This window comes from Flavobacterium agricola, assembly GCF_025919725.1.
GTDB lineage: Bacteria > Bacteroidota > Bacteroidia > Flavobacteriales > Flavobacteriaceae > Flavobacterium > Flavobacterium agricola.
Genome location: NZ_CP081495.1, coordinates 1,400,389 through 1,414,246, shown reverse-complemented (window position 1 = coordinate 1,414,246; position 13,858 = coordinate 1,400,389). Strand labels below are relative to the sequence as shown.

The 13,858-nt window shown below is 33.6% G+C and carries 14 protein-coding genes; 4 read left to right on the top strand and 10 right to left on the bottom strand.

Features of this window, described 5'->3' with window-relative positions; all coding sequences use genetic code 11:
• Window positions 1–33: 33 nt before the first annotated feature.
• Complete coding sequence (locus K5I29_RS07095; protein ID WP_264431976.1) at window positions 34–243, bottom strand: hypothetical protein; 210 nt, start codon at window positions 241–243, stop codon at window positions 34–36.
• Window positions 194–1,669: an alkaline phosphatase PafA gene (gene pafA / locus K5I29_RS07090; RefSeq protein ID WP_264431975.1), complete on the bottom strand. Its 1,476-nt coding sequence runs from the start codon at window positions 1,667–1,669 to the stop codon at window positions 194–196. Before pafA ends, K5I29_RS07095 begins: the two co-directional genes overlap by 50 nt.
• Before the next feature lie 243 nt (window positions 1,670–1,912).
• On the opposite strand from pafA, the gene mutL reads away from it, so the two are divergent.
• From mutL to K5I29_RS07070, 4 genes are all read left to right on the top strand, one after another.
• Window positions 1,913–3,928: a DNA mismatch repair endonuclease MutL gene (gene mutL, locus K5I29_RS07085; protein ID WP_264431973.1), complete on the top strand. Its 2,016-nt coding sequence runs from the start codon at window positions 1,913–1,915 to the stop codon at window positions 3,926–3,928.
• The gene (locus K5I29_RS07080) at window positions 3,925–4,668 is read left to right on the top strand and encodes a rhomboid family intramembrane serine protease (RefSeq protein ID WP_264431972.1); all 744 of its coding nucleotides are present in this window, start codon (window positions 3,925–3,927) and stop codon (window positions 4,666–4,668) included. The genes mutL and K5I29_RS07080 overlap by 4 nt, the downstream gene beginning before the upstream one ends.
• Before the next feature lies 1 nt (window position 4,669).
• Window positions 4,670–5,533, top strand: a complete 864-nt coding sequence (locus tag K5I29_RS07075) for a rhomboid family intramembrane serine protease (RefSeq protein WP_264431970.1) — start codon at window positions 4,670–4,672, stop codon at window positions 5,531–5,533.
• A 249-nt stretch (window positions 5,534–5,782) separates the two neighbouring features.
• The gene (locus K5I29_RS07070; RefSeq protein WP_264431969.1) at window positions 5,783–6,583 is read left to right on the top strand and encodes an endonuclease/exonuclease/phosphatase family protein; all 801 of its coding nucleotides are present in this window, start codon (window positions 5,783–5,785) and stop codon (window positions 6,581–6,583) included.
• 29 nt (window positions 6,584–6,612) lie between these two features.
• Here K5I29_RS07070 and K5I29_RS07065 read toward each other — a convergent pair whose 3' ends face one another.
• The 8 genes from K5I29_RS07065 to K5I29_RS07030 form a co-directional block, all read right to left on the bottom strand.
• The gene (locus K5I29_RS07065) at window positions 6,613–7,377 is read right to left on the bottom strand and encodes an SDR family NAD(P)-dependent oxidoreductase (protein ID WP_264431966.1); all 765 of its coding nucleotides are present in this window, start codon (window positions 7,375–7,377) and stop codon (window positions 6,613–6,615) included.
• 103 nt (window positions 7,378–7,480) lie between these two features.
• Window positions 7,481–8,101 (bottom strand): WbqC family protein, encoded by a 621-nt coding sequence (locus tag K5I29_RS07060; protein ID WP_264431963.1) that lies wholly within the window; start codon window positions 8,099–8,101, stop codon window positions 7,481–7,483.
• Window positions 8,102–8,135: 34 nt separating this feature from the next.
• A complete protein-coding gene (lepB, locus tag K5I29_RS07055) occupies window positions 8,136–9,731 on the bottom strand; it encodes a signal peptidase I (protein ID WP_264431962.1) in 1,596 nt (531 codons plus the stop codon).
• 17 nt (window positions 9,732–9,748) lie between these two features.
• The gene (gene dapB, locus K5I29_RS07050; RefSeq protein WP_264431960.1) at window positions 9,749–10,459 is read right to left on the bottom strand and encodes a 4-hydroxy-tetrahydrodipicolinate reductase; all 711 of its coding nucleotides are present in this window, start codon (window positions 10,457–10,459) and stop codon (window positions 9,749–9,751) included.
• A gap of 4 nt (window positions 10,460–10,463) precedes the next feature.
• On the bottom strand, window positions 10,464–10,985 hold the full coding sequence (locus tag K5I29_RS07045) for a DUF5683 domain-containing protein (RefSeq protein ID WP_264431959.1): 522 nt from the start codon (window positions 10,983–10,985) through the stop codon (window positions 10,464–10,466).
• Window positions 10,986–11,034: 49 nt separating this feature from the next.
• Entirely contained in the window at window positions 11,035–11,934 is a 900-nt protein-coding gene (locus K5I29_RS07040; RefSeq protein ID WP_264431957.1) for a ParB/RepB/Spo0J family partition protein, read from the bottom strand.
• A 3-nt stretch (window positions 11,935–11,937) separates the two neighbouring features.
• Complete coding sequence (locus K5I29_RS07035) at window positions 11,938–12,705, bottom strand: ParA family protein (RefSeq protein WP_264431954.1); 768 nt, start codon at window positions 12,703–12,705, stop codon at window positions 11,938–11,940.
• 177 nt (window positions 12,706–12,882) lie between these two features.
• Window positions 12,883–13,764 (bottom strand): SDR family oxidoreductase, encoded by an 882-nt coding sequence (locus K5I29_RS07030; RefSeq protein ID WP_264431953.1) that lies wholly within the window; start codon window positions 13,762–13,764, stop codon window positions 12,883–12,885.
• Window positions 13,765–13,858 lie beyond the last annotated feature (94 nt).

Genomic DNA, 13,858 nt, shown 5'->3' with positions numbered 1-13,858 from the left:
AAGGCGAAAGTAATTTACTTTCGCCTTTTATTTTTAATTAAAAACTTCAACAACGGGTTTACCAATGTTGCCGTTTGGTTCTTCTATTTTTAACAGCGCAGCAATTGTTGGTGCAATATCTGTCATATAAATCTGATTGTAATTTTTACCTGGTTTAATATTCCAACCCATTAATACAAACGGAATATGAGAATCATACGGGGCCCAAGTTCCGTGTGTGGTTCCGCCCGTTTGGTTTGCCACCGTACCATTGCGGTTCTAAAATGTAAGTAATTACGCCGCTGCGTTTATGGTTGTATCCGTTAACCATTCGTTCTTTAATTGCTGCAGGAATTACTGCGTCATCCATATCGTGCATGCTGGCTACAAATGCAATTCCATCTTGTTTTAGTAAAAACGTTTTAATTAGTTTTTCTATATCTTCAGTATCTAATTCTAGGTTTTCAATTTCTTGATAATTTAAATGTACCTGATAATTAGCTAAAGAACGTACAATGTTTTTAGAACCAAATTTTTCGTTTAAAATTGTATTTAACTGATTTTTTATTTCATTAGTTTGAAAATATCCTGCATTTCCTTTTTTATCCTGAAAATATTTTGGGTTGTGTGCTCCGCCGTGATCAGCTGTTAAAAACACCAAATATTCATTTTTACCAACTTTTGCATCTAAATAAGCTAATAATTCTGCAATGTCTTTATCTAAGCGTAAATATGTATCTTCAATTTCTATTGAATTGGTACCAAATTGATGCCCAATATAATCGGTAGATGAAAAACTAACAGCTAAAAAATCGGTTGCTTTGGTTGGATTGTTTCCTAAATCTTCGTTTTCAATTAAGGCAATAGCCAAATCTTTAGTTAAAGTATTTCCGAAAGGAGTAGAACGAATTACACCTAAACCATTATCTTTTGCAATTTTTTTTAAGTTGTAAGGAAATGTACTGGTTTTTAAACCTTTGTAATTTACCTTGTAATCACCGGTATTAGGTTCGCTTTGTACGTACGTATTTACTGGGTATAAAGTTTCCCATTTGTTTAAATATTTTTCGGTTAGTTTAGCTTGGTTAAACGTAACCAACCATTTTGGTAACTCATTCATGTAAAACGTGCTCGAAATCCAATTTCCTGATTCTCCATCAAACCAAAAAGCTGCATTAGCAAAATGACCTGCTGGTAAAATTCCGCCACGATCTTTTAATGAAACACCATAAACTTTAGATCTAAAATTTGTTGCCAACTTTAATTGATCGGTAACGGTTGAGGTTAGTAAATTTTTTGGCGACATTTTACCTGCTTTACTTGTCGTTCCCACACCATTTACTGCATCATCTTGGGTGCAATACATTTCTTGTCCGGTAGCCTGAATAATAAAATCGTTTCCGGTAATGCCATGAATGGCTGGTACCGATCCGGTATAAATGGTGCTATGCCCAATTGCGGTGTAAGTCGGAATGTAATTGGTATATGTATTTTCGTTACTAAAACCGTCGTTTAATAAGCGAACAAAACCATCATTTCCGTAACGGTCCTGAAAGCGATATAAGTAATCCCAACGCATTTGGTCTACCACAATGCCAACAACTAACTTTGGTTTTTGTAAATTTTGTTGTGCAAATAATGCGGTACCAAATAACAAACCAATAATTGATATTGTAAGTTTATGTCTCATTTTTAGATAATTATATTTAATTCTTAAATTCTTTTTTGTTTAGGTAAACTACCTGGTATTTAATCAACTAAATTAGTTTTTTAATTTTTTTTAATAAAAGGTATTGAATTAAAATTTGATTAAAATTTTTCTTAGCTTTTTTAAGGTATTTTTAATTGCCTTTCTTACTTATCTTGCCCAAAAATCAACTAAAATCATTAAATTTGTTGGTTTAGTTACAATCACACCCAATAAAACCTTTTAATGACAAGCATTATTCAACTCTTACCAGATCATGTGGCCAACCAAATCGCAGCAGGCGAGGTGGTGCAGCGCCCTGCATCCGTTGTAAAAGAACTTATAGAAAACGCTGTCGATGCAAAAGCTACAACCATTTCTTTAGTAGTTAAAGATGCAGGTAAAACTTTAATTCATGTTGTTGATAACGGTAAAGGCATGAGCGTTACCGATGCCCGAATGTGTTTTGAACGTCATGCAACGTCTAAAATAAAAGCTGCTACCGATTTATTTAACTTAAATACAAAAGGTTTTAGAGGCGAAGCGTTAGCATCTATTGCCGCCATTGCACATGTTGAGCTAAAAACCAAACAAGCAGCTGATGAATTGGGTACGCATATTACGTTAGAAGGTAGTAAAGTACTTTCTCAAAATGCGGCCGTTTTACCAAACGGAACATCATTTTTAGTTAAAAATTTATTCTATAATATTCCGGCGCGCCGTAAGTTTTTAAAATCAGATACGTCTGAATTTAGACATATTATGGACGAATTTATTCGTATTGCTTTGGCACATCCGGATATCGAATTTACCTTAATTCACAACGGTAGCGAAATATTTAAGTTGCCAATATCAAGTTTACGCCAACGGGTGGTAAATATTTTTGGTAAAAGCATCAATCAAAAATTAGTTCCGGTTTCAGAAGAAACAGAAATTGTAAATATTGTTGGTTTTGTTACCAAGCCCGAATTTGCTATTAAATCTAAAAACGAGCAATTCTTTTTTATAAACGATCGTTACATACGCAATCCGTACTTGCATAAAGCGGTTATGTTGGCTTACGATGGTATTTTAAAAGACGGCGCTTTACCTAGCTATTTTTTATTTTTAGATGTTCCGCCAGAATCAATCGATATTAATATTCACCCAACTAAAACCGAAGTAAAGTTTGATGACGAGCAATCGTTGTTTGCTATTTTACGATCGGCAGTAAAACACAGCTTAGGTTTATTTTCGGTAGCAAATAATATTGATTTTGAACGTGATCCGATGATGGATATTCCGGTTGATGTTACCAAACGCCAAGCTATTAAACCGCTTATTGAGGTTGATCCGAATTTTAATCCGTTTAAAGAAGATGCATTTTCTACTTTTGATGATACACCTAAATACAAACCTTTATTTCCGGGTAGCTCAACCGTTACGCCGGTTTATAATCCGTTTGATTTAGAACCTGAGGTTGATATTACGGATAAAAAAATTAAAAAAGCCATTCAGTCAGAAAAAACAAGCACCACATCAAAACCTTCTAATTACAAAACAAAAGATGCCAATGCAAGTTGGGAAAGTTTATATGTAGGTTTAAACGATGCGGTAACAACGATTGAATCGCAAGCACAAACAGAACAAGTTATAGAATTTGAAAGCGATGAGGTTACTGGAAAATTATTTGCCGCTAACGAAGTGCAAGAAAAAACGAACTTAACGTATCAAATTCAAAAAAAATATATTTTATCTACCATTAAATCGGGCTTGTTGGTTATTCATCAACAACGTGCGCATCAGCGTATTTTGTACGAGCAATTTTTGCAAAACATTACCGTACATAAAGCGCTAAGCCAACAACTTTTATTTCCGTTGCAATTGTATTATTCAATTCCGGAAATGCATTTAATAAATGAATTAAAGCCAGCGCTAGAAAATATTGGCTTTCTTTTTGATGAAATAAATAAAGATAATGTTTTAATTACCGGCATACCGGTAAACGTGGTAGAAAGCGAAGTTTCTAAAATTATTGAACTTTTACTTTTAGATTTTCAGGAAGGTTTTGTGAGCGAAAATAGCTTTAGTCAAGCCGATCGTATTGCAAAATCGATGGCTAAAAGTTTAGGTACCAAATCCGGAACGGCCTTAACAACCGAAGAACAAGAAGGATTGGTAAATGCTTTATTTGCGTGTAAAGAACCCAATGTAAGCCCATTTAACCAACCTACAATATTAACAATAGATTCTAACGAACTAGATAAAAGATTTTCTATATGATGCAAATGACAGAAACGGTTAAACAACTTTTAATCATTAATATTATTTTATTTATTGGCTGTATGTTTGTACCTGCTGCTAACGAATATTTAGCAGTTTGGTATTTTGAAAACCCTTTATTTAAATTTTGGCAACCTATAACCTATATGTTTATGCACGCCAGTTTAGGGCACATATTTTTTAATATGTTTGCTTTGTATGCTTTTGGTTCAACTTTAGAATATATGTGGGGGCCTAAAAAGTTTTTGTTTTTTTACATTTCTTGTGGTTTAGGATCTCTTTTATTCCATATGGGAATTAATTATTTTCAGTTTCACGATGCCCTAGATATTTTAGTTTCAGCTGGGTTTAACCAAACTGAAATATATAATTCCTTGGCTTCTGAACAAGCTGATTCAAGATGGCTTCAAGTTCTAGGTCAAGAAGATTATATATCTTTCATACGTGCCTATTGGACTCCAATGGTTGGTGCATCAGGAGCCATTTACGGGTTGTTGGCAGCGTTTGCATTTTTATTTCCAAATGCAGAGTTGGCTTTAATGTTTATTCCCATTCCTATTAAAGCTAAAATATTTGTGCCTATTTTAATATTAATTGATTTATTTTCTGGCGTTACCGGACGTTCTATTATGGGCGATAATATTGCGCATTTTGCTCACGTAGGTGGTGCATTGGTTGGTATTTTAATTGTTTTGTACTGGAAAAAAAATCAATTTAACCAAAACCGTTGGGACAGATAAAATGCGTTTTATTCAAGATTTAAAAACATATTACAACCATGAGCAATCGTACCAAAAAATTATAATTTGGAACGTGGCTTTGGCTGTTGTTTTTTTAATTTTTAACGCCTATTATAAACCTGGATATCAATTTTTAATAGATTGGTTTAGTTTATCAAGCCACGGTTGGCAAAGCCTTTACAAACCTTGGACCTATGTAACCTATGCCTTTTTACATGCCGATTTTTTTCATTTACTCAGCAATGTAATCATGCTATTTTTTGCAGCTCGTTTGTTTTATACTTTATTTACTGACAAACAATTTGTAACGGTTTATTTTTTAGGTGTTATATTTTCTGGGCTGGTTTATAGCTTGGTTTCGGTTTTATTTGGTAAACCTACGGTTTTAGTTGGTGCTTCGGCCGGAATTTTAGCTGTACTATTTACCGTGTTAACCTACAATCCGCATGCAGAAGTTAAATTGTTACTTATTGGGCGTATAAAACTTTGGATGATTGGTGCTTTTTTAATTTTGTTTTTTGTAATTCAAATTCCATCTTCTAACTTTGGTGGGCATGTAGCTCATTTTGCTGGTGCATTTTTTGGCTTTTTATATGCTAAGCTTTTAGCGCAAGGCATCGATTTATCTAAAAAAATGGAATTGTTTTTTAATTTTTTTATCAAACAAAACAAACGTAAAAAACATACAAAAAATACGCCGTTTAAAAAGGTTTATTACAACAATAAAACAACAGAAAGTACTGCCAAAAAGGTTGAACTTGATAAGCAGAAACGCATCAACGAAATATTAGATAAAATAAGTAGTTCGGGCTATGATAGCTTAACTGCCGAAGAAAAAGATTATTTATTTAAGGCCGGTGAATAATGCGAAATTTATCCCTATTTAATAAGCTAGTATTTGTATTAAACAGCTTACTTGCATTAATAATGTTGGTAGGATTTGTGCTGCCTTATATTGCACCTAAAAAAATTCCCATTCTTTCGGTTTTAACCTTAGGTTTGCCTATTTTATTGTTGCTTAACTTTTTGTTTTTTTTTTTACTGGGCTTTTCAGCTTAAAAAACAAGTTTGTCTTTCTTTTATTATTTTACTTATTGGTCTTCCTTTTTTTAAGTTGTTTTATAAGTTTGGCGATTTAAATGAATTGCCAGAACAAAGCGATATTTCTATTTTAAGCTACAATGTACATTTGTTTAACAAGTACGATTGGATGCCGGATAAAGAGGTAAGCCAGGCCATAAAAACATTTATTCAGCAAGTAAACCCTGATGTTGTTTGTTTGCAAGAATTTACTTCTTTAAAAAAAGATATTTTGCCACAATACAAATACAGGCACGTGGTTACTAAAGGCAAAAATATAGAATCGGGTTTGGCAATTTTTTCAAAACATCCTATTGTGAATAAAGGAAATTTAGATTTTAAAAATACCTTTAACAATACCATTTATGCTGATATAAAAGTTCAAGATCAGGTAATTCGAATTTATACCATGCATCTAGAATCTTTAGGAATTGCTAATGATATTAATGAGGAAGTTGATAAGTTGGACGAAAATAAATCGAAGCGCATCTTTAAAAAAGTTCAAACGGCCTTTTTAGAACAACAAGAACAAGCCGAAAATATTTTAAACCACCGGCAAAACATTTTACATCCGGTTATTATTACTGGTGATATGAATAACAGTGCATTTTCATACGCATATCATACCATTCGTGGCGATTTAAACGATGCGTTTGTTGAGGCAGGCAAAGGATTTGGTAAATCGTATGATTTCAGATTATTTCCTTTCCGAATCGATTATATTTTAACAGACAAAAATTTACAACTAAAGGAGTTCACTACATTTAATGATTTTAAAAAATCAGATCATTATCCTGTTTATGCTCGTTTTAAAATAAAAAAAGAAGACCAATAATGGTCTTCTTTTTATTTATGATTGTTTTATTATAATAATTCAAAACCACCGCCCACGTGTAAAACGGTTCCGTGTACATAACTTGCTTCGTCAGAACATAAAAATAACGATCCATAAGCAACTTCACGCGGTTCACCCAAACGTCCAACTAAGCTCATAGAAGGAATGATATCGGCTTCTGTTAAGCCCAAACCTTTTAAAGATTCGGTTAGCATTGGTGTTTTTATTGCTCCAGGAGCAACTGAATTGATGCGAATACCTTGCGTACCATATTCAAACGCTGCAGCTTTGGTTAAACCAACAACGCCATGTTTAAAGGCTTGGTATGCTGGGTTTCCGGTGGTTGGTTTAAACGCATTGATAGATGAAATGTTTACAATGGCTCCTTTAGTTTTTTGAGTCAAAAATTGCTGAATTTCATATTTCATGCATAAGGCAGTACCTTTTAAATCTACCGCTTGTAATTTGTCCCAATAATCTTCGTCTAATTCAGCAAAGCTATTGTTATCGGGTTTTAAAGCTGCGTTGTTTACTGCACAATCTAATCTACCATATTTTTCAACCGTAAACTTTACCATATTTTCCACCTGTTTTGCATCAGAAATATCTACTTTGCAAAATGCGGCAGTTCCGCCATTTTTTACAATTGCATCAACAGCTTCTTGTCCTGCTTTTTCATTAAAATCAGCAACTACAACTTTGGCTCCTTCTTCGGCAAATAACTTAGCAGTTTCTAGACCCATACCCATGGCTGCGCCAGTAATAATGGCAACTTTGTTTTCTAATCTTTTCATACTTTATGCTTTTAATTTGTAATTGGATTTAATTTATTTGATACGGAATAGCCAATAAATTATGTTCTATTAATTTACAGAATTTAAGCTAAGTATGAAAATTTTATTTTAATTTTTGATTTTGTAAATAGGTTAACGCATGGCGTCCTTCATTACAAAGTAAATCTATAATGCTTAAGTTGTTTAAAAAACCGTGTTTGTCATCAAAAACTTGGGTGTACGATTCAAACACATTAGTATCTTTTTTACCATTTACTAAATAGCGATAATCGTGTACGTTTGCAGGAGCTTCTTTAAAATATTCTTCGGTTTTAGTAAAGTCAAAACTAACACCTAAGCAGTTGTTTATGATATCGAAAATTTCGAAATTTAAATCGAGCATGAATTTCTTTTTCTTTTCAAAAATCGGTCTAAAATCGTCTTCAAAATATTCAAAAAAAGGTGAAGTACGGTAGGCAGCTTCTAACGATTTAAAATGGTTTTTTTGCCAATCAAAATCATTTTCAATTTTTACATCTTTAAACTTTTGATGCTTACCAACGCTGTGTTTAATAGGAATGTTTAACATTTGTATTCCGTTTGGACTATAAATGTACATGCGATTGCGATTGGTTTGTTTCTGAAAGTTATCATCTACTTCAAATTGCACCTGTTGTGCCTGAACCATTGCTACATAATGTGCAACAGATGGAAAATACGTAGGATGTAATAGTATTGAATTCATAGTTGTTATTTATGGTTCAAAATTACATTTTTATTTAAATAAAAACGACTGCGTTTGCAGTCGTTCTTGTTTTTATTCGTAACGTTTTCTTTCGTCGCGCGTTTTTCTTTCTTTTTCTAAAAAAATCAAAAGTAAAATAACCTAATAAAGCAATGATAAAAATACCGAAGTACGATTTTGGTTCGCCGCTACCGCTTACTGTGGTAAAAAAGCGATCCCAACGCATTTTATCGAGTAATTTTAAATTAGGATTGCTGTCGATGCTCATCCAAATAAAAATAGGTTTACCTACTATATGATCTTCTGGTACAAAGCCCCAATATCTACTATCTTCGGAGTTATGACGGTTATCACCCATCATAAAATAATAATCTTGCTTAAACGTATATTTAGTTGTTGGTACGCCATTAATTCTAATTTCGTCACCAATTTCGGTTAACGTGTTTCCTTCGTAATCTTTAATAATTTGGCGGTAATACGGAATGGTTTTAGCATTTAATTCTACCGTTTTACCTTTTTCTGGAATGTAAAATTCATCCATTTGGTCGTCATTCCAAACATTTGTGTAAGGAAAAACGCGAGGATCTGGATAGCGTTTTATAATTCGATCTACCGATTTTACAGCTGATAAAGCTTTTAAAGCTTCTACCGATTCTTGAGTTAAAGCAGAAAAAATAAGGCTGTCTTTAGTTACATATCCGGCAGGATCACTAACATGCAGCTTATTAACAATATAATCGCCATCTAAAGCTGTTCCGTCTGTTTTTGCTGTATATGAATATTGTAATTTGGTACGATCTGGATATTGTAAAGCTTCGCCATTTACGTAAACAATACCATCTTTAATAGCAAATTTATCACCAGGAATACCTACGGTACGTTTTACATAATTCGATTTTTTATCAATCGGTTTTATGATGCCGTGCGCTTCGGTATCACCAAAATAACGAACGGTATCTACCGGCCAGTTAAATACTGCAATATCGTTACGTTCTAATTTAGAAATTCCAGGTAATCTGAAATACGGCAACGAAGGCCATTTTAAGTAGGATTTGGTGTTTACTACCGGAACGGTATCATGAACCATTGGCACAGCAACGGTTGTCATTGGATTACGAGCACCGTAATGAAACTTAGAAACGAATAAAAAATCGCCAACTAATAATGTTTTTTCTAAAGATGAAGTTGGAATGGTAAATGGTTGAATAAAATACGTATGTACAAAGGTTGCAACCACCACAGCAAATAATAAAGAACTTACAAAATTGTCTTTAAATTTGTGATTTTTCTCTGGGGTGTAAACCAAGTTTTTATCAAAATAATTTAAGTAAAAATTATAAAAACCTAAAGTTACAACTGCAATTACAGCCTGAGAAACTTCTTTTTTACCAAAAGCTTTTGCTATTTCTACCCAAATAACACCGAATAAAATTAAGTTAATTATAGGAATGAAAAGTAAAATGGTCCACCATTTTGGGCGGTCAATAATTTTCATTAAAACAACTGCATTGTAAACGGGTACGGCAGCTTCCCAAGGTTTACGGCCTGCTTTTTCGTAAAGTTTCCAGGTTCCCAAAAAATGTAACAATTGGATAACCAAGAAAAAAATGAACCATTGTAAAATTGTCATAATTTATAGTAAGTTTTTTAGATCGAGTTTAAATTTAATACATCTTTCATTGTAAATACGCCTTTTTTTCCTAAAATCCACTCAGCAGCAACTACAGCTCCTAGAGCAAATCCTTCGCGAGAATGCGCAATGTGTTCAATTTCAATGGTATCAACTTCAGATTGGTATTTAATAATATGTGTACCCGGAACATTTTCGATGCGTTTGGCTTCAATTTCTATTTCGTTGCTTTTCGGTTTTTCCATGGTCCAAGCATCAAATTTTGAATGTTGCATGATGCCTTCTGCTAATGAAATGGCAGTTCCAGATGGTGCATCTAATTTTTGGGTGTGATGAATTTCTTCTATCGCTACGTTATATTGGGTTAAGTTAGCCATCATTTTCGCTAAATATTCGTTTAACTGAAAAAAGATGTTTACGCCCAAACTAAAATTAGACCCATATATAAAGGCACCGTTTGTTTGTTTGGCTAAAGCAACCATATCGTTATAATGTTCTAGCCAACCTGTGGTACCAGAAATTACGGGAATGTTATTTTTAAAGCACGTGCTAATGTTTTCTACCGCCGAGCTTGGTACAGAAAAATCAATGGCTACATCAACTTTTTCTAACCCGTTAAAGCTGTCGTTGGCAGAAGCTTTAATGAATGCAATTTCATGGCCTCGTTCTAAAGCAATTCGTTCAATTACTTTACCCATTTTTCCGTATCCTAAAAGTGCAATTTTCATTGTATTAAAATTTATAATTTAAACTAAGCCCATAATTGTGCGTGTTATCAAATTGGTTTAGTTTGTATTCGGGTTTTAAACTTAAGTTTTCGTTCACGTTAAACTGCATTAAATGCGCATCTACATTAGCATCAACAATGTTAATAATGTAAATTAAACCGGTAATTACGATAGATAAATCTCGATTTCGTTGTGCCAAACGTTGCGCATCAATGATGCGTTGGTTTGAAATGCCACCATAAAACGGATCGTTCGGATCGTTGGTGCCATTTAACCTGCGTTTGTATTCGTCACGATGCTGGTTGTAGGTTTTGTTATTGTCAATCACAAAATACAAGCTTACGCCCATTCCGGCATAAATAATAGGAATTTTCCAGTATTTTTTATTGTATGCTTGTCCTAAACCTGGTAAAACGGCCGAGTAAAAAGCTGCTTTAGCAGGGGCTAACGCATTATAAGGCTGATCTACTTGCAGGCTGTCTTTTATAATTAAAATTGGTTGCTCATTGTTTGTTTGAGCAACCATATTTTGGCAACAACCTATAAAAAAAAGCCTTACTATTATTTTAAAACAATTATTCACTGATGTTCATTATTTTCATTATTCGATTAAAATCTTCCTCAGAATGAAATGGAATCGAAATTTTACCTTTTCCATTTTTGGCTAATTTAACATCAACTTTTGTACTAAAATATTTATTTATGTTATTTTTAATATTTTCGTTGATTTCGAATGAAGTAGGAGCCTGATTTGTAACCGGTTTATCTGCTGTTTTGTTTTGATGCGCTTTAACTAGGGCTTCGGTTTCACGTACCGATAAGTTGTTTTTAATTACGGTGTAATACAAATCGATTTGCGTATCGGTATCTTCAACGCTAATTAACGCTCTACCGTGTCCCATGGTAATTAACTCGTCACGAATTCCGGTTTGAATTAATGGATCTAATTTTAATAAACGTATAAAGTTTGCAACGGTTGAGCGTTGTTTGCCTACGCGCGTACTTACTTCATCTTGCGTTAAATTAAGCTCTTGCATTAATTGTTGGTACGATAAAGCAATTTCTATAGGATCTAAATCCTGACGTTGAATATTTTCTACCAATGCCATGGTTAACGATTCGTCATCGTTAGCTAAGCGAATGTAGGCAGGAATGGTTTGTAAACCAATTTGTTTTGAGGCACGCAAACGGCGTTCTCCCGAAATTAATTGGTATTTGTTATAATCTAGTTTTCTAACAGTAATGGGCTGAATTAAACCTAATTCTCGAATAGAATTGGCTAATTCTTCTAAAGCTTCAGCATTAAAATTGGTTCTGGGCTGAAAAGGGTTAATTTCAATCGCATTAATATCTATTTCCATAATGCGCCCAACAACTTGTTCTGCTCCTTGTTCGTCGGCAGATTTAATGGTGCTTGTATCTTTTAAAAGGGCAGATAAACCACGTCCTAAAGCTTGTTTTTTAGCTTTGTTCATTATTTAGTTACTATTTTTTTTAATAATTTCTTCGGCTAAGTTTAAGTAATTAATTGCGCCTTTGCTGGTTGCATCGTAATTAATAATGCTTTCACCAAAACTAGGAGCTTCACTTAGCTTAATGTTTCGTTGAATGATGGTTGTAAAAACCATTTCGTTAAAATGTTTTTGAACTTCTTCTACCACCTGATTGGATAAGCGCAAACGCGAATCGTACATGGTAAGCAGTAAACCTTCAATATCTAATTGTGCATTGTGTATTTTTTGTACGCTTTTAATGGTGTTTAAAAGTTTACCTAATCCTTCTAACGCAAAATATTCGCACTGAATCGGAATAATAACGCTATCGGCTGCGGTTAATGCATTTAAAGTTAACAAACCTAAAGATGGCGCACAATCTATTATAATATAATCGTAATCGTTTTTAACAGCTTGTAAAGCTTGTTTAAGCATGTATTCTCTGTTTTCTTTATCTACCAATTCAATTTCTATGGCAACTAAATCAATATGTGCAGGAATGATAGCTACGTTGGGAGCAGAACATGTTAAAATAGCTTCGGCTGGGGTGTTAGAATGCTCTAAAATTTGGTAGGTACCAATTTCAACATTATCTACATCAATACCTAAACCCGAGCTAGCGTTTGCTTGCGGGTCAGCATCAATTAATAAAACCTTTTTTTCTAATGCTCCTAATGAAGCAGCTAAGTTTACAGAGGTGGTTGTTTTACCAACGCCGCCTTTTTGGTTAGCTATTGCAATGATTTTACCCATTAGTTCTAATCAAGTTTGATGCGTAAAAATACAACTTATTATTGTATGATAAAAACTCAAATATAAGATATAAAAGTATTGTTAATAAATTTATTTTTACCGCTTCATTGCGAATGCTTTGTAATTACTGTGATTTGTGGTGAATAAAAAAGCACGGTAAAAATCCGTGCTTTTTTATTATTTATTGCCTTTGGCTTTAATCATGGTTTCAAGCATGTCCCAAAGTTCAGTAGGAACTTCTTCTAACATATTAAATTCGCCAGCGCCTTTTAGCCATTCGCCTCCATCAATAGTAATAACTTCTCCGTTCATGTAAGCTGAAAAGTCAGAAACTAAGTAAGCAGCTAAATTTGCAAGTTCCTGATGTTCGCCTACGCGGTTAAGCGGAACTTTTTTAGCTAAATCAAATTTGTCTTTTAAATTTCCTGGTAATAATCTATCCCAAGCACCTTCTGTAGGAAATGGGCCAGGAGCAATAGCATTCATTCTGATGCCGTATTTCGCCCATTCTACTGCTAAACTACGTGTCATGGCTAATACGCCTGCCTTTGCAGTTGCCGATGGTACAACGTAGGCAGATCCGGTCCAGGAATAAGTAGTTACAATATTTAAAACAACTTTATTGGTTTCTTTGTTTGCAATCCAATGTTTACCTAATGCTAAGGTGCAGTTCTTAGATCCTTTTAAAACAATGTCAATAATGGTGTCAAACGCATTGGCTGATAATCTTTCAGTAGGAGAAATAAAATTACCTGCTGCATTGTTTAATAAAACATCAACCGGACCAAAAGTTTTAATGGTTTCAGCAATCATGGCTTCAACCTGATCGTAATGCCTAACATCACAAGCTAAAGCCAAACAAGTTCCACCAGTTTCTTGTTCTAATTCTTGTGCTGTTTTTTGTAATTTTTCTAAATTTCTAGACGTAATGGCAACTTTAGCACCAAGTTCTAAAAAATATTTAGTCATCGATTTTCCTAACCCGCTACCGCCACCAGTAATAATAATTACCTTGCCTTGTAACGCATCGTCGCGAAGCATTTTTTGAGTATAATTCATAGTTTGTTTTTTAGCCTAGTAAATATAATAAAAAATACTATGCGTGCATATATAAAATGTAATATAAACCATTAATTTTCGTTATTAAAATGTA

Excerpts from the sequence above, each read along its gene's own strand:
- K5I29_RS07040 (WP_264431957.1), bottom strand. The coding sequence starts at position 11,934 with ATGAACAAAGCTAAAAAACAAGCTTTAGGACGTGGTTTATCTGCCCTT.
- K5I29_RS07080 (WP_264431972.1), top strand. The coding sequence starts at position 3,925 with ATGATGCAAATGACAGAAACGGTTAAACAACTTTTAATCATTAATATT.
- lepB (WP_264431962.1), bottom strand. The coding sequence starts at position 9,731 with ATGACAATTTTACAATGGTTCATTTTTTTCTTGGTTATCCAATTGTTA.
- K5I29_RS07075 (WP_264431970.1), top strand. The coding sequence starts at position 4,670 with ATGCGTTTTATTCAAGATTTAAAAACATATTACAACCATGAGCAATCG.
- K5I29_RS07035 (WP_264431954.1), bottom strand. The coding sequence starts at position 12,705 with ATGGGTAAAATCATTGCAATAGCTAACCAAAAAGGCGGCGTTGGTAAA.
- K5I29_RS07030 (WP_264431953.1), bottom strand. The coding sequence starts at position 13,764 with ATGAATTATACTCAAAAAATGCTTCGCGACGATGCGTTACAAGGCAAG.
- K5I29_RS07065 (WP_264431966.1), bottom strand. The coding sequence starts at position 7,377 with ATGAAAAGATTAGAAAACAAAGTTGCCATTATTACTGGCGCAGCCATG.
- K5I29_RS07060 (WP_264431963.1), bottom strand. The coding sequence starts at position 8,101 with ATGAATTCAATACTATTACATCCTACGTATTTTCCATCTGTTGCACAT.
- dapB (WP_264431960.1), bottom strand. The coding sequence starts at position 10,459 with ATGAAAATTGCACTTTTAGGATACGGAAAAATGGGTAAAGTAATTGAA.
- mutL (WP_264431973.1), top strand. The coding sequence starts at position 1,913 with ATGACAAGCATTATTCAACTCTTACCAGATCATGTGGCCAACCAAATC.
- K5I29_RS07045 (WP_264431959.1), bottom strand. The coding sequence starts at position 10,985 with ATGGTTGCTCAAACAAACAATGAGCAACCAATTTTAATTATAAAAGAC.
- pafA (WP_264431975.1), bottom strand. The coding sequence starts at position 1,669 with ATGAGACATAAACTTACAATATCAATTATTGGTTTGTTATTTGGTACC.